Origin of the sequence: Agrobacterium sp. LAD9, assembly GCF_003031125.1 — a bacterium.
Classification (GTDB): Bacteria; Pseudomonadota; Alphaproteobacteria; order Rhizobiales; family Rhizobiaceae; genus Agrobacterium; species Agrobacterium radiobacter.
In genome coordinates, this window is record NZ_PHGS01000013.1 from 277,241 (window position 1) to 297,168 (window position 19,928).

16 protein-coding genes are annotated in these 19,928 nt (G+C 55.7%); 4 read left to right on the plus strand and 12 right to left on the minus strand.

The window, feature by feature from the left end; genetic code table 11:
- Positions 1–256 precede the first annotated feature (256 nt).
- The 12 genes from DA915_RS15065 to DA915_RS15120 all read right to left on the minus strand — a co-directional run bounded on the left by DA915_RS15065 (position 257) and on the right by DA915_RS15120 (position 14,659).
- Positions 257–1,312 carry an aminomethyltransferase family protein gene (locus DA915_RS15065; RefSeq protein WP_107676396.1) on the minus strand — a complete coding sequence of 352 codons (1,056 nt, stop codon included), beginning with the start codon at positions 1,310–1,312 and terminating at the stop codon, positions 257–259.
- A gap of 168 nt (positions 1,313–1,480) precedes the next feature.
- Complete coding sequence (gene bhcA / locus DA915_RS15070) at positions 1,481–2,671, minus strand: L-aspartate--glyoxylate aminotransferase BhcA (RefSeq protein WP_107676459.1); 1,191 nt, start codon at positions 2,669–2,671, stop codon at positions 1,481–1,483.
- A gap of 48 nt (positions 2,672–2,719) precedes the next feature.
- Positions 2,720–3,187, minus strand: coding sequence for an ureidoglycolate lyase (locus DA915_RS15075; RefSeq protein WP_107676397.1), 468 nt, complete (start codon positions 3,185–3,187; stop codon positions 2,720–2,722).
- A gap of 82 nt (positions 3,188–3,269) precedes the next feature.
- The gene (locus DA915_RS15080; protein WP_107676398.1) at positions 3,270–4,253 is read right to left on the minus strand and encodes a ketopantoate reductase family protein; all 984 of its coding nucleotides are present in this window, start codon (positions 4,251–4,253) and stop codon (positions 3,270–3,272) included.
- Between the two features lie 45 nt (positions 4,254–4,298).
- Complete coding sequence (locus DA915_RS15085; protein ID WP_107676399.1) at positions 4,299–5,285, minus strand: tripartite tricarboxylate transporter substrate binding protein; 987 nt, start codon at positions 5,283–5,285, stop codon at positions 4,299–4,301.
- A gap of 111 nt (positions 5,286–5,396) precedes the next feature.
- A complete protein-coding gene (locus DA915_RS15090; protein WP_107676400.1) occupies positions 5,397–6,161 on the minus strand; it encodes a class II aldolase/adducin family protein in 765 nt (254 codons plus the stop codon).
- Between the two features lie 48 nt (positions 6,162–6,209).
- Entirely contained in the window at positions 6,210–7,151 is a 942-nt protein-coding gene (locus DA915_RS15095; RefSeq protein ID WP_107676401.1) for a LysR family transcriptional regulator, read from the minus strand.
- Positions 7,148–9,151: a hydantoinase B/oxoprolinase family protein gene (locus DA915_RS15100; protein WP_107676402.1), complete on the minus strand. Its 2,004-nt coding sequence runs from the start codon at positions 9,149–9,151 to the stop codon at positions 7,148–7,150. Before DA915_RS15100 ends, DA915_RS15095 begins: the two co-directional genes overlap by 4 nt.
- On the minus strand, positions 9,151–11,181 hold the full coding sequence (locus tag DA915_RS15105) for a hydantoinase/oxoprolinase family protein (protein ID WP_107676403.1): 2,031 nt from the start codon (positions 11,179–11,181) through the stop codon (positions 9,151–9,153). The genes DA915_RS15100 and DA915_RS15105 overlap by 1 nt, the downstream gene beginning before the upstream one ends.
- Before the next feature lie 143 nt (positions 11,182–11,324).
- Positions 11,325–12,827, minus strand: a complete 1,503-nt coding sequence (locus tag DA915_RS15110; RefSeq protein WP_107676404.1) for a tripartite tricarboxylate transporter permease — start codon at positions 12,825–12,827, stop codon at positions 11,325–11,327.
- Position 12,828: 1 nt separating this feature from the next.
- Positions 12,829–13,287 carry a tripartite tricarboxylate transporter TctB family protein gene (locus tag DA915_RS15115; RefSeq protein WP_107676405.1) on the minus strand — a complete coding sequence of 153 codons (459 nt, stop codon included), beginning with the start codon at positions 13,285–13,287 and terminating at the stop codon, positions 12,829–12,831.
- A gap of 397 nt (positions 13,288–13,684) precedes the next feature.
- Positions 13,685–14,659, minus strand: coding sequence for a GlxA family transcriptional regulator (locus tag DA915_RS15120; protein WP_107676406.1), 975 nt, complete (start codon positions 14,657–14,659; stop codon positions 13,685–13,687).
- A gap of 92 nt (positions 14,660–14,751) precedes the next feature.
- Between DA915_RS15120 and DA915_RS15125 the strand changes: the two genes are divergently transcribed.
- Genes DA915_RS15125 through soxG form a run of 4 tightly spaced genes read left to right on the plus strand, consistent with a single transcriptional unit; the run spans position 14,752 to position 19,792 of the window.
- Entirely contained in the window at positions 14,752–16,002 is a 1,251-nt protein-coding gene (locus DA915_RS15125) for a sarcosine oxidase subunit beta family protein (protein WP_107676407.1), read from the plus strand.
- Positions 16,003–16,027: 25 nt separating this feature from the next.
- Complete coding sequence (locus DA915_RS15130) at positions 16,028–16,300, plus strand: sarcosine oxidase subunit delta (protein WP_107676408.1); 273 nt, start codon at positions 16,028–16,030, stop codon at positions 16,298–16,300.
- A 2-nt stretch (positions 16,301–16,302) separates the two neighbouring features.
- On the plus strand, positions 16,303–19,266 hold the full coding sequence (locus DA915_RS15135; RefSeq protein ID WP_107676409.1) for a sarcosine oxidase subunit alpha: 2,964 nt from the start codon (positions 16,303–16,305) through the stop codon (positions 19,264–19,266).
- Positions 19,259–19,792 (plus strand): sarcosine oxidase subunit gamma family protein, encoded by a 534-nt coding sequence (gene soxG, locus DA915_RS15140; protein ID WP_107676410.1) that lies wholly within the window; start codon positions 19,259–19,261, stop codon positions 19,790–19,792. Before DA915_RS15135 ends, soxG begins: the two co-directional genes overlap by 8 nt.
- Positions 19,793–19,928: the final 136 nt, after the last annotated feature.

The window sequence follows — 19,928 nt, forward strand, 5'->3', positions numbered from 1 at the left end:
GAAGACTATCAGCGGGAGAAATGAAATAAGCCATTTCTAAGTTTATGGGCCGGTATAACTTTTGGGAATGCCGCTATACGACGCTCCTCGCTGCGAATGCCGAAGAATCGTGGCCATTCGAATTGGGCTGGATCTGGCCCCTTGAGGGCTATCGCCCCGCGAGTCAAGTCTCGCCGCGGCAAGGAGAGCTGATAAGCTGTCGAAGCGAGCTGCGAACTCTGCTGATTGGTGCGCCACCATCTAAAGGTCAGAACGTTCACAGAGGTATGAGACAGACCTCGACAGCTTGTCCTAGTATCTCCACTGTACACACGTTTGGTGGGTCTGTGTCTGGATCCACCAAGGCGAAACCAAAAATGTCACCGTCGTTGGTGAAAGACGCCGATGTGACGTGGCCTATGGACTTGTCGGATACCAACAGACGATTGCCACCTTCTACGATCCAACCAGGTTCCGCAATACTCCTCGAAATCATAAATCGGACCAGTCTTGATCCTATGCCCAACTTACGGGCCAAGTAGGCACTCTTCCCAACGAAATCAGGTTTATCGATGTGGATCCAGCTTGGGGGTCCAACGTCTTGAGGATGAGCACAAAAGGGGATATCGAGGCCGATCATAGGTACACCCGCCTTGGCTCTCATTGAAGCCAGCATATGCGTTCCGATATCCGTGATCTGAAACGATGCCCCTGCTGTCAAAAACAGTTCGTATAATCTCGACCTGTCTTCCTTTAAGATGTGAAATTCCCAGATAACCACCTCTCCCCGAACTGTGAGGACAAGCCTTGCTGGAATTTCGCCAATCCATCCGTCGTCAGCGCCTGAGGGAAGCTGCTTGCTACCGTTGCCGCCTCGCCAACCGATTTTGGTGAGAACGACAGCTGCAAGCGGACCGGCTATAGCAAGCACGTCTCGATCGCACGTCAGATTGATGATGCGAACGCTTCCAGACATCTCGGATCTAAGACTGTCAAAATCTCGCTGGGCATATTGTCCCGGGCCGGTGAGATAAAAAATGCCCTCAGCGGGCTGGCTGGTTCGCCAGATAGCCGTTACGCCCCCAGATCTGTCAAGCGCGGGAGCATCTATTACGTCGTTGATCCCAGGGGCGTTAACCGCAAGCCGCAAATTCATAAAATTGCAGGCGTCGGGGCCAGAAATCTCAAACTTTCCCCGCGATGTCAGATCAACGATACCAACGCCACTATACAACGCTTCAATCTCGGAGCGAGCGTCGCTGTTATCAATGCCGCCCCGAGGAGACGACTTCTTCTCTTGTAAGCAATTGTCCACAAGCCCGCGGTTCTTCATGTGCCGTTCTCTGCCTTTGAAGGAAATTCCGTCACGATCGCCCCGATCAAAGCCGGGGAGGAATAATAGCGTACATCGAAAACCGGGCGTCAGTTGCAAGCGTGCGCATCAGTCGGGTGGGAGTATTTTTCAACTCATGCTGCGCCCGTCGACATTATATATGCCACACTATTGTACGGAAGCATTCTTGGCGTTTGCAGTGGTCCGATAATAATCTTGGGCTGCGGCAACACCAGAACCAAGCTTTACCGCAATACCAAGATCCGCCATTGCCATCTCCGCGGTTGCAATGCCTGACAGCGCAGTTACGTCGGTCATCCAACCGACATGGCCAAACCTAAAGACTTTCCCAGCAAGTTCACCGAGGCCGGTCCCAAATGCCACGCCATAATCTTTAAGCGAATGTCCGACAATGCGATTGGCATCGAAGCCATTCGGAGTGCATATCGTTGTAACCGTATCCGAATACAACTCACGCCTCACAGCGCATAACTGCAAGCCCCAAGCTGAAACCGCTTGGCGGACTCCTTCTGCTATGCGGTAGTGTCGATCAAAAACTGTTTCCAGTCCTTCATCCAGCAGAATCTCGGCGGCGAGCTTTAGTCCATTCAGCAATCCAATCGGCGGGGTATATGGAAACCCATTCTGGTCATTGCTGTTTTTCATTTCTATTACGTCAAAGAAAGACCGAGGCAAATTTGCGCTGGCAGCTGCACTTAAAGCTTTGTATGACAAGCCTACAATTGCCAATCCTGGCGGAAGCATGAAACCCTTTTGCGATGAGGCAACTATCCCGTCAACACCCCAGTCATCCATCCTGAAATCCATCGAAGCTATTGAGCTAACGCCATCCACAAATAGCAACGCGGGGTGTCGGGCCGCATCGAGTGCACGTCGCACTGCGGCGATATCGGAGCGAACACCGGTCGCTGTCTCATTATGCGTGGCTAGAACGGCCTTAATCCGGTGCGATTTATCAGCCGTCAAAATCTCCTCGAACCGATCGGTTGGAATCCCCTCACCCCAGGTTTGATCTAGTGCTATGACATCAAGCCCATGCCGAAGGCACATGGCAATCCAGCGGTGGCTGAACATACCGTTGCGCGCCGCTAGTACCGTATCAGCTGGTGATAACGTGTTTGTAATGACGACCTCCCAGCCTCCGGTACCCGTCGACGGGAAGACAAAAACGTCAGCATTTTGTGTCTTTAAGATGCTTTTGACGCCGCCGACGGCGGACTTGAGGATTTCTCCAAACATCGGCCCGCGGTGATCGATACTCGGAATATCCACTGCCCGGCGTAAGATCTCAGGTATGTTTGTTGGGCCTGGAATAAAGATGGGATTCGGGGTTAACACGTGCCGACCTTTCATCATAGACGAGCAGGATTGTCTTTTGTGAAGCATTCAGGACGTGACTTCGAACGAGGGGACATCCACCAATTCTACATCGTCCGCGGAATCGTCCTTCCACGTGAGAACCGTGAAACGTGCAGGACGGTTGAACACTATGGCGGGGTGGTGCCATACGTCTTTATTGTAGGTCACAATCTGGTTGGCATTGGCTAAAAATGCCCGAGCATTGTGCATGTCCGGTCTGCCGTCTGGAGCGTCAGGTGCAACCATAACCAACCAACTTTCAGCGTCCATCGGCACAAATGTTTGTGAGGAATAGCGGTGGCGTTCCATCTTATTCGAATGCAACGGAAATGCTTTCGGTTCTGCAAGTCCGACAGCTAGGTTTAATTTCGCGGTATCGCGAAGATTTTGGACGGCGTCGTGAATGCGATCCCAACCAGGAGTGAGTGGGACGGAAAGCACCGTCCCGAAAGGTGCAAACGCTTCCTGGGTAAGTAAATCGGCGGCGATACGCATTTAGACTCCTACAGATAGGGGCTGAGAATCTGATTAAGTTTGAATTTGGGCGCCTACAGGCTATAGGCGCTGAACCAATTTATCATGGTCCCTCATAGGTTCCGGTTGCCCGCCCAAGATGAACCGCAAGACTGGTAAACATCGTTAGCGTAGGTGCGCTGATTTTTAGTTCGTTTGCGAACCGCAGCGGGACACGCAATTGGGCATCTATTTCAAGAGGGCGGCCAAGTTCCAGATCATGAACTATTGACGGTTTGGTCGCTATTTGAGCCGCACGTTCCAAACGGCTCGCGACGGTACCGAGTACAGGCCGCCCGAGCTTCTCCGCAATGAGCATAGTCTCTTCAAGAATGTCGCTGGCAAAGTCGCGCATCACTGGATCGGAGAGCAATTCCGCCATGGTCGATCGGGTTAAAAGGCAAAGCGGACCACTGGCAATGTTACCCATTAGCTTTGCCCAAACCTCGGTACGAATGTCTGGCGTCACTTCACAAGTCACCCCGCTAGATCCGAAAATTTGAGCAATCAAACGCGTACGCTCACTAAGCGCACCTCCAGGTTCGCCAATGATAAGCCTGACATTGTTCGAAGCGGAGCGTACAACTCCCGGCTTCGCGACCGAACATGCAATATAGATGAGACCGCCGATAGTCCGCTCGATGCCAATCGACTCACGAACCACATCTCCTGGATCAACTTCAGGGATGCGCTTCCCTTCCCAATCTCCACCATCTCCGTCGAAATACCACCAAGGTATCCCGTTTGTAATAAATATCACCGAAGTTTGTGGACCTAGAAGTGGTCCGATACCTTGCGCAACTTCACCAAGGGCAGTTTGTTTCGTTGTCACCAACACAACGTCCTGCGGGCCAAGTTCATTTGCATCAGATGCCGCTCTCGGTCGGGAGAGATGGTCGCCATCATGCGCGCATACAAGCAGGCCTTGTGATCTGATTGCCTCTAGATGGGCGCCTCGCGCCAGAATGGACACCTCGGCGCCTGCTAGCGCGAGCCGGCCGGCTAGGTAGCCACCCACTGCGCCGGCCCCATATATGCAAATTTTCATTTTATATTACTCGTTGTCAGGTATGATCCAAGCCGAAGCTTCGCGTTATTTTGACGCAAAACGACCGAGCCCGAGCGATTTCACGATTTTTTCATGCTCGGCCAAACTTTCGGACATCATCTTACCCATGTCCGCCGGTCCCATGCGCGTCGGTACAAACGCCAAGTTACTGAGGGCTTGGAGAAAGGCCTTATCGTAAGTTGCCTCAAGCAAAACCTCGCTCCACCTTTTCGTGATTTCCTCCGGAAGCCCTTTTGGCGCTCCCATGCCTACCCAAGGTAACGATGCCCATTTGAAACCCAAGTCGGCCATGTTCGGAACATCTGGGAACTCTTCAACCTTATCTTTATTCAATACGGCGAGCATACGAATTGTACCCTCGCGCTGCGGCGCCAGCGCTTCTCCAGAAAGCAAGGCGCACATCACGTGTCCCCCCAAAACGGCAGTGAGTGCCGGTGCTCCCCCTCCAAAAGGCACGAAGGACAACTCCACCCCTTCCTCCGCTGCAAGCCTTGCCATCAACAAATGGCTGTTGCTGCCAAGCGTTGAGATACCGACCGTGAGCTTCTTGGGCTGCTTTCGCGCGAAATCAATCCAATCTTTGTAAGAGCCTAGAGGTGAGTCGCTTTTTACAATGAGAAAGCTCAGGAACGAAGCATAGGTGACGAGAGGCGTAAAATCGCTGACAGGATCAAAGGATAAGTCCACCATTTGTGGTGCCACAGCATTGTTGCTGACGGACATTAAGCCAAGCGTCAAGCCGTCAGGTTTTGCACGGGCCAATTCGCCCAGCGCAACCGTCCCGGCGGCGCCCGCACGGTTTACCACCGTGATAGTTTGCCCGATGATTGGCTCCGCTGCGCGGGCAAGGGCCCTCTCGGTGACGTCAAACGTACCCCCTGCAGCAAACGGCGATAGGAACGTCACAACACGGTTCGGTTTCCAGGACTGCGCTCGCACAATGCCTGGCATTGCAAGCGTAGCGGGAATAGCAGTAGCCATTGCTAAAAATTTGCGCCGATGCAGCTTCATTGCGAAACTCCCATTGATCTGGTTAATTTCAAAGATGAATATGGAATTAGTCTGGGCCGCCGTTGAAACTTGAGACGACCTCAGCTACCTCCCCGTATAGACGTTGGGACCTTAACTGGCGTAATCCGGCTCCTCCTTGTCCAGAATTCGTCGCCAAGCATTGAGATGCAGGCGAGCGTCCAGCTTATCACCCCAGGGCCCATGCCAATTGCGTCTAGCGCTGTCCGGTAGAACGTGCAGCGGGCGGCCGGTCGATAACGCCAGAACTTGGTACATGGTTGTACGTTCGGCGATGTAGCATTCATCGAATGCATCCTCGATGGTCGGTCCAACCACGGTCACGCCGTGACCACGCATAACCATTGTCGTCTTGCCTGGGCCGAGCAAACTCGCAATACGTTCGCCTTCATCGCTGTGATGGGCGGGAGCATCGCCCGCCGAGTCATAAACAATACGGTCGTTGAGCAGCAGATTTAGATGGTGAGAGAGCGATATTTCTGATTGTGTCATCGCCATCGCGGTCAGATAAGGCGAATGCAGATGAATCACGCATTTCGCATCGGGGTGCTTCATGTGGATTGGCACATGGATGTTGAATGCGACAAGGCGAAGTTCGCCGGCACCGCGCAGAACGTTGCCCTTGAGATCGCACACGATGAAATCCGACGCCTTGAGTTCCTGAAACAAATAGCCTCGCGGATTGATCAGAAACGTTGGCTCGCCCTCGCCTGGCAGCATGAGGCTGATATGGTTGCCGATATGTTCATTCCATTGAAATCGCGAGAATACACGGAAAATAGCCGCTAGATCGCAACGCAATTTCCATTCATCGTCTGAAATGTCTGCTTGAGTGAGCGGCTGATTATTTGCGAGCATGCTGTTCTCCTTGGTTGATATATGTGGCCCTTCGGTCGCGTTTTGACATCAAGTTCGGTCCGTTTTCGCGGCGCCGTTTTTTAAAGGTGATGATTGAGTTAGTTCAGAAATGAGGCTTGTAAGCAACGACACAAGCAACTCTCTGAGTTGATCTACTAAACTGGAGGTACCGAGTCCCTCACTGTAGGACATTACCAAATTCCGATTTACTTCAGGCTTGAATGGACGCGCGACAAGTCCTGCCGGTAGGTTTGTTAGAGTAAGTGCGTCGACAATGGCGTAGCCGATGCCCTGCTTGACCATTGCGACGGCGCTGAGTGTCGATGTCACTTCGACGGCAAGTATTCGCGAGATTCCTTCCTGCCTAAAGGCGGCATCAATCGACGCGCCGAAGTCGATCCAATTTGCGAAACCGACCTCTGTTTCGCCCTCCAACATTGGCGGGGAAAGACATGTTTCTGAGGCCAAGGGGTGTGTCTGCGGCAAAACGACAACGCAGGGAACGCTGCCAAGTATGCAACTCGTCACACCCGGTACGACCATTTCTGTCAATGAAAGACCGACATCCACTCGGCGGGACAGCAGTGCCTCTCCAAGTTCCACAAGAGGCAAAAGCGAAACGGTCATGCGCGAGGCCTGACGTTGCTGGCGTAAAGTCGCGACCGCAGGCGGTACGAGCGAAACGGCGAGCGAAGATGTCGCGCCTAACCGTAACAGTCCCCCAGTGCGACCGCCAAGGTCCCTGGCAAACCCTTTGAACGCTTGAAGTTCCTTATAAAGCCTCTCTGCCTCCGGCAGAAGCGCCTGGGCTTCTGCCGTTGGAATTAGGCCGTTTGGAGTTCGCTTGAACAACTGATACCCAAGTCTGTCCTCGCAATGACGGAGACCTTTAGAAAGTGCCGGTTGAGACACATTCAGGACCTCTGCGGCCCCACTGATAGAGCGGGCCTTCAACACTGCACGAAAGATCTCGATATCGCGTGCGTTCATGATTGCCCCGCAAGATCGGCCTCCCGCTTATACCCTCGTGTCTCCAAAGGAGGTAGGATATCACGTGGGCGAGGACCTTCCATGGCTTGCCTCGGCGTTAAGTCTGGCGCGGAACGCACGGCTGCAAATATCTCCCGCTTAAGCCGGCCACGCTGGTTTGACGGTACTTTTGCAAGTGCTTCATTGAGTGCCATGTAGGCATCTTCATCCCATCGGGCTTCGTGAAGCTGGCGGTATGCGCCACCATCAAACCCATTGCGCGGCTTCGTCTTATCGCGCAGCTGTTTCGTAGCGACCTCGTCGATCTGCTTATCGACAATAACGACTGCATAGTCATTCGAGGCAGCTTCGATGCTCAGTCGACCTGCGAGAACGTCTGCAAGAACGCGCTCTGGTGGGCGAGTTGTCGGATCTCCTCTGCCGCCGCCTCCAGGTGAAACAATCCGAACAACGTCGCCGGTTCTGACATGCAACAGATCGGTATTTTTGAGTTGTTGCTCATTTGGAGTTTCCGGGTTTAATGTAAAGCTACCCGGAGCGCCCGGTTTTCCCCCGAGAATTCCCCACGCCTGGAACATCGAGCGGTCGCGATTACGGGCTGTCACCGTGGCCTCCGGGGCATAGGTCGTGAATTCTAAGACGGTCGCCAATCCCCCGCGATGAAAACCTGCGCCGCCCGTATCTGGCATCAAGCCATAACGCAATATCCTCACCGGAGCTTCCGATTCGGTGATTTCGACAGGGCTATTCTTCAGGTACGCGGCGTCCGCGCCGGCTCCATCGGTCCCGTCACGGTGGGGCATCCCGCCACTGCCCCCCACGATCGGTGCGATTGCTGCGATCACTCTTCGGCCAGTCCGCGGATGATCGGCTGCGAGATTGACCACCGACGCTCCACCTGCAGGGGCCGCCGGCAGCCGTTCCGGAGCGGCCTGTGCAAACGCCCCGAATACCAGACTTCGTATACGGCCGCAGGTGAGGCTGCGTAGACCAACTGCCGCAGGATGTGACGGGTTGACAACGCTGCCTTCCGGCAGCACACAAGTGAAAGGTCGGGTTGTGCCGAAATTCAATGTTATATTTGGTGACAGAGCGGTGAGCACATAATAAACACCGACCAGGATCAGTGAATGCCTTGGGTGCCCGCCGGTCGGCACGTTCATCGATGAGAGGGTTTGTGGATCGGTGCCGGTGAAATCGAGTTCAGCTGAATCGCCCTCGATACGCAGCGTGAGCTTCAATCGCAACGGATCGCCATTGACGCCGTCCTCGTCGCAGTAGTCGGTGAAGTGATAGGTGCCATCCGGAAGACTATTGAGCACAGAGCGAGCTTGGGCTTCGCCATAGTCGAGGAGGTCGGCCAAGCCGTCAACGAGTCGAGTTTTTCCAAACTTCTGCACCAAACCAAGGATGCGCTTTTCACCCGTATTCACTGCTGCAACCTGAGCCTTCAGGTCGCCCCAGTTCTGGTCTGGCACGCGAACGTTGGTTCTGATTACCTGAACCAAGGTTTCGTCGAGCACGCCCTTTCGATATAGCTTGCTTGGCGGAATTCTAAGCCCTTCCTGATGTACCTCTGTTAGCGTTCGAGAGAGGCTGGCCGGGACTGCGCCGCCGACATCGACATTGTGTATATGGCCACCGGCAAAGCCAATGATCTCACCGTCGAAAAACACCGGTTTCCAGATATTTGTATCGGGTGAGTGCGTCGACAAGTAGCCAGAATAGGGGTTGCTGGTAATGCAAATATCCCCCGGGTCGTAGCCGCCTGGTACAAGCTTGATCGCAGCTTCGTAGTCCACCCCGGGGTACCATGTCGCTCCGAGATCCTGAGGTGCAGCGCAGGTCTTGCCATTCGCGTCGAGTAATTGTGTGGTGAAGTCCTCGGTCTCTTTGACGAAGGTCGAATGCGCAGTGCGGTAAAGTGTTGTTGCCATGCTTTCCACTGCGGCACGGCAGTGATTACGCAAAACTTGCAGAGTTACTGGATCGGTACGCATCAAGCCTGCTCCATAACAAGGTTGCCGAATTCGTCAGTGATTGCAATCCAGCGGGGCGGCACCAGGGTAGTGCAGTCGGGCTGTATAACGATGGCTGGCCCGTCGATTATCGCCCCAGGTTCAAGCTCAAGACGTGAATAAATGCATGTTGTAACCTTTGAACCGCCGAGATAGAGGAGGTTTTTGCCGATAGGCTCTGCGTGATGTTGTCTGAGCGGTCGACTTGGAATGGAGATCGGTGGTGCTGGCTGGCGCGCCGACGCGCGTAGACTTACCACTTCTACCAACGCCTGCTTGTCGCAATGGCCGAACATTTCTGCATGGGCTGTGTGGAAAATCGCTTCGACCATCTCAGCGTCTTCGTCCAAGGTGGTTGAGGGGAGTGCTATGTTGACCTCGTACGATTGGCCTTGATAGTGGAGATCGGCCGAAAGATTGATCTCAGAATGTGATGAATTATTCATGAGCTTCAGAGCGGCTTCAGCTTCGTTGGCAAGCTCAACCAAAACGCTCTTCATCGCTGGCCAAGTCCATCGGTTGAGCGGCATTAGCACGGTGCGCATTGTGTCGCGTCGGAGGTCAGCAGCCAGAGCTCCCATGGCGCAGAGCGTACCTGGGCCTGGGGGGATCAAAACTTTGCGGATACCAGCGGCCTCGGCGACAAGGGCGCCAAGCATGGGGCCTGCGCCGCCAAAGGCCATCAGCGATAATTCTGCGCCATGTACCCCAGCACGGGCCAGCAATTTATCGATCTCTACCAACATGCCGCTGATTGCGACACGCAACACGCCCTCTGCGACGGCTTCTGTCTCCATTTCAAGAGAGGCCGCGATCGGCGCGATGGCCGATTGTGCCAACGCAGCGTCAGGCCTAATCGATCCGAACCCAAGTTCACCGTGACCGAGGATACCGCAAATCAGTGCGGCGTCTGTGACCGTACAAGCGCTTCCGCCGCGCCCAAAACAAGCAGGCCCAGGTGTTGATCCTGCGCTTTCAGGTCCAACCTGAAGTACGCCCTGCTCGTCCACGCGAGCGATTGATCCACCACCTTGACCGCTCGATACAACTGCAACGGTGGGGACCGAGAGAGGAAAATCACCAATAGTCTGTCCCGCACCAAATGCCGGCATTCCCCCGGTTAAAAGAGCGATATCGGCACTTGTCCCACCAATATCCAGGGTCAGAACCGATTTTAGTCCAGCCGTCTTGGCAATCAGCCCAGCTCCGACGACGCCGGAAGCCGTGCCCGACAACAACATGCCAACGCAATCTCGCCGGCCTTTCTCTGCAGTCATTGTGCCGCCCACGGAGGTCGTCAGAAGCAGAGGTGCTGTTATTGAAGCCTCCTTTAGCCGAGCTTCAACCTGATGAAGATACGCATCGACGCGAGGATGAACATAGGCATTAACAACTGCCGTGGTTGTTCTCTCATACTCCCGGATGGACGGCCACACCTCGCTGCCGCGGAAGACGAAAAGTTCCGGCGCGATGTCCTCGACCATCGCGACCACTTCGATCTCGTGCGTTGGATTACGCCATGCATGCAGAAATGAAACGACGACTCCTTCACATCCTGCAACCTTGGCCAAGGTAATTGCTTCCCGGACAGACTCCTCATCGGGAGCGACGATAGTTTCGCCCAACGACCCCATTCGTTCTCTGATAGGGAAGACGTGCTCTCGCGCGATCAGAGGGGCCGGTCTTTCGCAAAATAAGCTATAGACATTGGGCATGCGGAGGCGCGCTAGCTCCAACATGTCTGTCATTCCAAACGTGGTGAACAAGGCGAGGCGAGCGCCAGATCGCTGAATGATTGCATTGACACCAACCGTAGTTCCGTGGACCAAACGATTGATATCGGACACGGACATGCCTGCACCCTCCAACTGACGTATGCCTTCGGCAACATCGTCACCAGGTCGCATTGGAGTGGTAAGCACTTTAAGACTCTTTAGCCTTCCGGTTTCGATTTCGAGTGCGGAAAAATCAGCAAATGTGCCGCCGATATCCACGCCAAGGCGCCAAGCCATTATATCCTCCATCTAGAATTCTAAGAATTATTCTTGCATTAATCTCGAAATAAGCGAGCTCTACTTTCGATACTCGTTATAACTTTTGGTTAATAGCATGAGATACTGCAAAGTGGCTGATGATGCGAATTTGGGGGCAACTTCTATTCTTCCGTAAACACGTCTTGCCGTTTTCTGGCAACTGCGGGGCGAGTCACGACGGCTAGCGCTAAGGCTGCAATCAAAAGTAACGCAGCACTGATGGGACGGCTCACAAAGATAGTCCAATCCCCTTGCGCCAAAAGCATCGCTCGACGGAAGTGATCTTCCAGCATGGGGCTCAGGATAAAGCCCAGAATGAATGGCGCGGGTTCGCAGTCCAACCGCACAAGGATATACCCTATCAGACCGGCTGCGGTGGCTATATATACCGCAAAAGCGCTGTTATTTACTGAGTAAATACCGATGCAGCAGAAGGCGATGATAGCCGGGAAAAGAACCGCGTAGGGAATGCGCAGAAACCATACCCACAAGCCAATCAATGGAAGATTTAAGATGATCAGAAATGCATTTCCGATCCACATTGATGCGATGAGGCCCCAAAAAAGATTTGGTTGAGTAGCAATTACCCCGGGGCCTGGAACAATCCCCTGCATAATCATCGCACCAATCATCAGGGCCATCACAACGTTTGATGGGATCCCCAACGCGAGCATGGGTATAAAAGATGTTTGCGCACCTGCATTATTGGCAGCTTCTGGAGCCGCGACGCCTTCTATAGCGCCATGACCGAACTCATGTGAATTCCGTGAGACCTTTTTCTCAACATTGTAGGCGACAAAGGATGAAAGCAATGCGCCCCCGCCCGGCAACACGCCCAAAATCGAACCCAGAATCGTGCCACGGGCGGTTGGTCCCAGGATTCGCTTTAGATCCTCTCTGGTTGGCCACAAATTGGTAACGGCGGCCACGATCGGACGTTCTGCTCTTGCTGACTCCAAATTGCGAAGAATCTCACCGATGCCGTAAATACCGACCGCAATGGCCACAAAATCAATGCCATCAAGCAGCTCGAAATAACCGAACGTAAAACGCGGAGTTCCCGTGTACGCGTCGGTACCTGACGAGCCAAGAAGCAATCCCAGTAGGATCATTGCGATAGCTTTCGGCAATGATCCAGATGCGAGTGCAACTGATGAGACTAGGCCAATCACCATCAGCGAAAAGTATTCCGCCGGACCGAAGCTTAACGCTACAGTCGTGAGTGGCCGCGCCAGAAACGCGATGAGAATCGTGGCTGCGCTGCCGGCGACAAACGAGCTAAGGGCCGCGGCAGCTAGTGCGGGGCCGGCCCGGCCTTTCTGTGCCATTTTGTAGCCGTCAATGGTCGTCACAGCTGACGAAGATTCACCTGGCAAATTGACCAGAATTGCCGTTGTCGAGCCCCCATATTGCGAGCCATAGTAGATGCCAGCTAACATGATCAGCGATGCCACCGGATCAAGACCGTAGGTCATCGGGAGAAGCATCGCGATCGTTGCGAGCGGCCCGAGGCCCGGCAAAATGCCGACAACCGTTCCTAGTAGTACTCCCACTAAGCTGTACAAAAGGTTGTTTAGCTGAAATGCAACCGCAAACCCAAGCGACAAGTTGCTGAGCATTTCCATCTTAAATTCCCCAAGGAAAGCTGAAAATGGCCACAGGCAGGCCGAGCCCGTATCCAAACGTCAACGTGCAGAAGCTGGCTATCCCCAAGCTGGTCGTTAAGGCTCTAACAATTCTGGTCTTTGGATCCGCGTAAGCCGCCACAAGGGTGGTGAGGAAAACAGTTGGAAAAAGGCCAAGAATGGAAATAAAGCTGGCAAAAAATATCGTTGCTGAAAAAATACAGAGGATCCCACGCCACGGTAGTTGACCAGCCATCTCGCAATTCTGAACTCCCAATGAGCGAAAGGCGACTACGATCCCCGAAAGCACAAGAAGCGTTGAGGTGATTATTGGAAAATATCCTGGCCCGATATCAGAGGAGCCTCCAATATGGAGGCTCTTCAGAGTTATCCCCGCGTAAAGAGAACCGAACGCGATAAAAAAGACACCGGCGGTTAAATCCTTGGCATTCACTTTCATTACAGTTCCCCATGATTTTTATTTTTCATGTCCGTGAAAGTTCCCGACCCATTCAGTCCTCTTCTCCAAGCTTAGAGGTGTCATGCATCGGCAACTTAGCTAACGTCCAAACCTAGCTTGCTTACTAGAAATCCTAATGGCGAGTTCCAATTTTATCGCTCGCTATAACCCACGGTTATACCGGCCGCTTCGAACAGGAATGCGCTCTATTCCGGCGTTTGAGCGCTCGCATTCCGGGATCTTTTGGATAGGCTGATCCCTGACCACCTGCTGTAGAAGGCTTATCCGCATCCACAACTGGAATGTCTGTTTTTACAGACCCTCGCTTTTACCGGCTATCGCAGTTGGCCGCCCCAGAGGGGCTGACAAAACGCCTCTCGGACGCTTGTTCGTCCAGTCAACTCCCGCGATGGTGTATCCGATAAATCCCGGGTGGTTTACCCGTCACTAATTTGAAAGCTCGAGAGAAATGGCTGGCGCTGGAAAATCCAGTGGCGAAGGCGATTTCGGATATCGATAGTGGGCTTTGCTCCAGCAACCGCTGTGCATGCCGTAGGCGAATGCCTCGATATGTATCTAGAAAGCCCACACTGATTTCTATCGCAAAGAGGCGGTCCAGATGGCGTGGGCTGATACCAGCAAACTGAGCGAGCACAGCACGGGAAAGTGGTTGCTCGATTGTCGCTTCCATTTTTTCGAGGATAGTCAGTAGCGCTGGGTGATGAGTCCCGAATCTCTCGGCCGCGGAACCCCTCTGCGGCGCCGTCGCTTCGCTTACCACCGCATGGAGATACCAGTCGGTGACGCGACGCGCAAAATGTGATCCCATGCGCTCTGAGATCATAGCATACATCAGGTCGAGAGGAGCTACTCCACCGCCGCAGGTGATGACGTTGCCATCGATGACGTAGCGGGCTTGACGCGGAGTGAGATGGGGGAACTCTTCTTTGAAAAGAGAAGCATGTTCCCAGTGGATGGTAAAGTCTCGAGTCTCTAAAAGCCCAGCAGCTGCCAGGACGAAAGCCCCGCTAGATATGCCTCCCATTCGAACGCCCTGACGAGCAAGTTTGCGTAGCAGGCCATAAAAGTTTTCGCGATCCACCCAGTCAGCTGGCCCACCCCCCGCGCAGACAAAAATAGTGTGGCATTCTTGGCCTTTAGCGCTGATGACTTCACACTCGACACTGAGGCCCGCCGAACTGCGGACAGGGCGACCGTCCGGTGACAGCATTACCGTCTCATACAACAGGACGCCAGATATCGCATTCGCGGCTCTCAGTGGCTCAGTAGAGGACGCATATGACATCAGAGCAAAGTTCGGCATCAATAAGAAGCCGATTTTCTGAGGCGTTCTTTGTGGAGCATGGGTCATCGCTCAAATGTGCACCAGATTGTCTCTTCCATGCAATACTGCGTGTTTGGCTTGCCGTACTTTTGGAGAATTACCTCAACGGCAGGTTCATTATGCGCTATTCGGCTCTTTCCCTCATTCGTAACGGCCTTCGGGACAACAAGGCCTGGGCGCCCGCGTGGCGCCAGCCTGAGCCCAAGCCGCGTTACGACGTCGTCGTCGTCGGTGGTGGCGGCCACGGCCTAGCGACGGCCTATTACCTTGCCAAGGAATTCGGCATTACCAATGTCGCGGTGCTGGAAAAGGGCTATATCGGCTCCGGGAATGTGGGCAGGAACACCACGATCATCCGTTCCAACTATCTGTTGCCGGGCAATAATCCGTTTTATGAGCTTTCCATGAAGCTGTGGGAGGGGCTAGAGCAGGATTTCAACTTCAACGCCATGGTTTCCCAGCGCGGCGTGCTCAACCTCATCCATTCGGACGCCCAGCGCGATGCCTATACGCGGCGCGGCAATGCCATGCGGCTGCATGGCGTCGATGCCGACCTGCTCGATGGGGACGGCGTGCGCAGGATGTTTCCCTTTTTCGACTACGACAATGCCCGGTTCCCGATCCAGGGCGGGCTTCTCCAGAAGCGTGGTGGGACCGTGCGCCATGACGCGGTCGCCTGGGGTTACGCCCGAGGGGCCGACATGCGCGGCGTCGATATCATCCAGGACTGCGAAGTGACCGGCATCCGTCGTGAGAACGGCGTCGTCACGGGCGTCGAGACCACCAAAGGTTTCATCGGCTGCGGCAAGCTCGGCCTTGCTGCCGCCGGCAACTCCTCGCGGGTGGCTGAAATGGCAGGGCTGAAGCTGCCGATCGAAAGCCACGTGCTTCAGGCCTTCGTCTCAGAGGGACTGAAGCCCTTCATCGACGGCGTGGTGACCTTCGGCGCCGGGCACTTCTACGTCTCCCAGTCCGACAAGGGCGGGCTGGTGTTCGGCGGCGATATCGACGGTTACAATTCCTACGCGCAGCGCGGCAACCTGGCAACAGTCGAGCATGTGGCGGAAGCCGGCAAGGCGTTGATCCCGTCGCTGTCGCGCGTCCGGGTGCTACGCTCCTGGGGAGGCATCATGGATATGTCAATGGACGGCTCGCCGATCATCGACCGCACCCATCTCGACAATCTCTACCTCAACGCAGGCTGGTGCTATGGCGGTTTCAAGGCAACGCCTGCCTCGGGCTTCTGCTTTGCCCATCTTCTTGCCAAGGACACGTCACACGACACGACCCGACAGATGCGGCTCGACCGCTTCGCCCGCGGCTATCTGATCGACGAAAAGGGCCAGGGCGCGCAAGCAAACCTCCACTGATTTATTGCACAAGGAATAGCCGGACATGGCAAGTCTCGTCCCCTGCCCGCATTGCGGCGCAAGACCCAAGGAAGAATTCACCGTCAAGGGCGCGGCACTGGCCCGTCCTGCGCCTGACACCGACCCTGAAAGCTGGATGAACTATGTCTACCTGCGCGACAACCCGCGCGGGCGTTATGAAGAATACTGGCACCACACCGCAGGTTGTCGCCGCTGGCTCATAATAGTCCGCGACACCGCCACCCATGAGATCGGGGCAAGCCGCGACGTAGCTCTTGCCCGACAGACGGAAGCCTGAACATGACATCCTATCGCTTGGCAACCGGCGGCCTGATCGACCGGCAGACGCCTCTTTCCTTTTCCTTCGATGGCCGGCGCATGCTCGGTCTCGAGGGCGACAGCCTGGCCTCGGCACTGCTGGCAAATGGGCAGCGTCTGGTCGGGCGCAGCTTTAAATACCATCGCCCGAGGGGTATTCTCACCGCGGGCGCGGCGGAACCGAACGCACTGATGACAATCGGTCAGGGCGGGCGCACCGAGCCGAATACCCGCGCCACTATGCAGGAACTCTATCAGGGATTGGAAGCGAAAAGCCAGAGCCGCTGGCCGTCGCTGGAATTCGACATTGGCGCGGTGAACAGCCTGTTCTCGCCCTTTCTCGGCGCCGGTTTCTACTACAAGACTTTCATGTGGCCCACGGCCTTCTGGGAGAAGATCTATGAGCCTTTCATCCGCAAGGCGGCCGGTCTTGGCAAGGCGAGCTACGAAAGCGATCCGGATTCCTACGAAAAATGCTGGGCTCATTGCGATCTGCTGGTCATCGGTTCCGGTCCTTCTGGTCTCGCCGCGGCACTCAGCGGCGGACGCTCCGGGGCGCGCGTCATTCTGGTCGATGAGCATTCCGCTGCAGGCGGATCGCTGCTCTCGGAGACGGCGGCCATCGGCGGCGAAACTGCCGCGCAGTTCGTTGCGCATACGATTGACGAGTTGGCATCGCTTTCCAACGTCCAGATCCTGACGCGCACCACCGCCTTCGGTTGGTACGACGGCAATGTCTTCGGCGCTGTCGAACGGGTGCAGAAACATGTCCGCGATCCGCTGGCCGCCATACCGTTGGAACGTCTGTGGCGCATCGTCGCCAAACGGGCGATCCTTGCGAGCGGTGCGGAGGAACGACCGCTGGTGTTCGGTGGAAACGATGTCCCAGGCGTGATGATGGCAACCGCCATGCGCACCTATCTCAACCGCTACGGTGTCGCACCGGGCAAGCAGGTGGCGATTTTCACCACCAATGACAGCGGCTATGCGCTGGCCCGCGATCTGGAAGCGGCAGGCGTTAATCTCGTTGCCATCATCGACAGCAGGCCGGATGCGGACGCGGCCTATTCGGGCCAGGCGCGCCTCATCAAGGGTGCGTTCGTATCGGATGCCCGGGGCGGCAAAGCGCTGTCCTCTATCGATATCTGGAAGGGTGGCCGTGTCGAGACCCTTAAAGTCGATGCGTTGGCCATGTCCGGCGGTTTCAGCCCGATTATCAACCTTGCGTGCCATCGCGGCGGTAAACCCGTCTGGTCGGACGGGCATGCCGCTTTTCTTGCGCCAGCCAATCTCAACGGATTTGAACTGGCCGGTGCCGTCAACACCTCGGTGGGGATCACCGCCTGCCTTTCGGACGGTGCGGCGCGCGGCGCAAAATGCGTCGAGGAGCTCGGCTTTACTGCCTCTCCTGCCACGTTCTGCTTGGTCGAAGGCGATATTCTCGCCCCTCCGGCAAAGGCGCTTTGGAACATTCCCGGCATCAAAGGCAAGGCCTTCATCGACTACCAGAACGACGTGCACCGCAAGGATATCGACCTTGCTACACAGGAGGGTTATGGCCATGTGGAGCTTGCCAAGCGCTATACCACCAACGGCATGGCGACGGATCAGGGCAAGCTTTCAAATGTCAACGCCATCGGCCTGCTGGCCGAAGCGCGCGGCGTTTCGCCGGCGGATGTCGGCACCACCACATTCCGCCCCTTCTACACACCGGTTTCCTTCGGCGTACTGGCTGGCCAGTCCCACGGCAAGCATTTCCAGCCGGTGCGCAAATCGCCGCTGCATGGCTGGGCCGAAAAAAACGGCGCTGTCTTCGTTGAAACCGGCCTCTGGTATCGCTCCTCGTGGTTTCCCCGCAGCTGTGAAAGCAACTGGCGGGAAAGCGTCGACCGCGAAGTTCTGAATGTGCGCAAGAATGCCGGACTTTGCGACGTGTCGATGCTCGGCAAGATCGAGATTTGGGGCAGGGACGCCGCCGAATTCCTCAACCGGGTCTATTGCAACGCCTTCCTCAAGCTGCCAATCGGCAAGGCCAGATACGGCCTGATGCTGCGCGAAGACGGCATGATCTATGACGATGGCACCACGAGCAGGCTGGAGGAAAACCGCTTCTTCATGACGACCACCACCGCCTATGCGGCCGGCGTGATGAACCATCTGGAATTCTGCGCGCAGGCACTTTGGCCGGAGCTCGACGTGCGCCTGGCCACGTCCACCGATCAATGGGCGCAGATGGCAGTTGCGGGACCGAAGGCTCGGGCAATTCTCCAGACCATCGTCGACGAGGATATCTCCCACGAGGCATTTCCCTTCCTCGGCGCAAAGGAGGTCTCACTGTTTGGGGGGCAGCTTCACGGGCGCCTGTTCCGGATCTCCTTCTCGGGCGAGCTCGCCTTTGAGCTCGCCGTTCCGGCCGGTTATGGAGAGAGCGTTGCGGATGCCCTAATGGACGTGGGTAAGGAGCACGGCATTCAGCCTTACGGCCTCGAGGCGTTGAGCGTGCTGCGCATCGAAAAGGGTCATGTCACCCATAACGAGATCAATGGAACCGTTGTCCCGGCGGATCTCGGCTTCGGCAAGATGGTCTCCCCTGCGAAAGCGGATTTCATCGGCAGGGCGATGGTTGGGCGCGAGGGCCTGACGGATCCGGACCGCTTGCAGCTTGTCGGCGTCGTTCCGCTGGATTCGCGTAAGTCATTCCGTAGCGGCTCGCATATTCTCAATCGGGATGCGGCTGCCACGCTTGAAAACGACCAAGGTTATGTCAGCTCCAGCGCCTACTCGCCGCATGTGGGCTCCACCGTTGGGCTCGCACTGGTCAAACGTGGTTCCGAACGTCAAGGAGAAGAGGTGGTGATCTGGAACGGTGTGGGCGACGAATATACGCCCGGCCGCCTCTGCAACCCGGTTTTTGTAGATCCAGCAAACGAGAAACTCTATGTCTGAATTTCGCGTCACCTTGCGTCCCGCACTGGCGGCGCAACAGCCGATCATTACCGGCGGGGTCAGCCTCCGGGCTCTGCCAGAAGGCCACGTTATTCACGTGCTGGGAAAACCATGCGGCGCGGCGATCGATGCCACTCTCGCTCTGCTTGGCGACGGCTCGCCAGGTGCGGTGCGCGCCGCCGGCCCGGGCCAGTGGTTCATCGTCGGAAATACAGCAAAGAACCATGCGGAACTGGCCGCTTTGCTTGACGCGCTGCAGCCCTCCGCCTTTGGCGTTGACCAGAGCCATGGCCGGGTGCGGATGCTCGTGAACGGCTCGATGGTGGAGCGCGTGCTTGCCAAGGGTACTGCCGTAGATCTTTCGCTTGCGGTATTTCCGGTCGGTCGCGCCACCACCACGCTGATCGGGCATATTGCCGCCCACATCACGCGGGTCGATGACGACGCCTTTGAGATCATGGTGCTTCGGAGCTTCGCAGCCAGCCTGTGGGACGACCTTGCCCGCATGTGCGCAGGTTTCGCTTGAACCTTCAGACGTTTCGAGCGGTCCGTTGATGAAACCTCAGAACCTGATGGCGCGGGCTGTTGGACGCCGAGCCTAGTGATTCTCTTTGCAAAGCATTGGGATGGGAGTTGGTCGCTCCGACAATGGGTGCCACCAG

Coding starts and splice junctions, on each gene's coding strand:
- DA915_RS15105 (WP_107676403.1), bottom strand. CDS start 11,181: ATGGCTTGGCGCCTTGGCGTGGATATCGGCGGCACATTTGCTGATTTT.
- DA915_RS15120 (WP_107676406.1), bottom strand. CDS start 14,659: ATGACCCATGCTCCACAAAGAACGCCTCAGAAAATCGGCTTCTTATTG.
- DA915_RS15085 (WP_107676399.1), bottom strand. CDS start 5,285: ATGAAGCTGCATCGGCGCAAATTTTTAGCAATGGCTACTGCTATTCCC.
- DA915_RS15135 (WP_107676409.1), top strand. CDS start 16,303: ATGACATCCTATCGCTTGGCAACCGGCGGCCTGATCGACCGGCAGACG.
- DA915_RS15110 (WP_107676404.1), bottom strand. CDS start 12,827: ATGGAAATGCTCAGCAACTTGTCGCTTGGGTTTGCGGTTGCATTTCAG.
- DA915_RS15075 (WP_107676397.1), bottom strand. CDS start 3,187: ATGCGTATCGCCGCCGATTTACTTACCCAGGAAGCGTTTGCACCTTTC.
- DA915_RS15125 (WP_107676407.1), top strand. CDS start 14,752: ATGCGCTATTCGGCTCTTTCCCTCATTCGTAACGGCCTTCGGGACAAC.
- DA915_RS15080 (WP_107676398.1), bottom strand. CDS start 4,253: ATGAAAATTTGCATATATGGGGCCGGCGCAGTGGGTGGCTACCTAGCC.
- DA915_RS15095 (WP_107676401.1), bottom strand. CDS start 7,151: ATGAACGCACGCGATATCGAGATCTTTCGTGCAGTGTTGAAGGCCCGC.
- DA915_RS15065 (WP_107676396.1), bottom strand. CDS start 1,312: ATGAAGAACCGCGGGCTTGTGGACAATTGCTTACAAGAGAAGAAGTCG.
- DA915_RS15115 (WP_107676405.1), bottom strand. CDS start 13,287: ATGAAAGTGAATGCCAAGGATTTAACCGCCGGTGTCTTTTTTATCGCG.
- soxG (WP_107676410.1), top strand. CDS start 19,259: ATGTCTGAATTTCGCGTCACCTTGCGTCCCGCACTGGCGGCGCAACAG.
- DA915_RS15130 (WP_107676408.1), top strand. CDS start 16,028: ATGGCAAGTCTCGTCCCCTGCCCGCATTGCGGCGCAAGACCCAAGGAA.
- DA915_RS15090 (WP_107676400.1), bottom strand. CDS start 6,161: ATGCTCGCAAATAATCAGCCGCTCACTCAAGCAGACATTTCAGACGAT.
- DA915_RS15100 (WP_107676402.1), bottom strand. CDS start 9,151: ATGCGTACCGATCCAGTAACTCTGCAAGTTTTGCGTAATCACTGCCGT.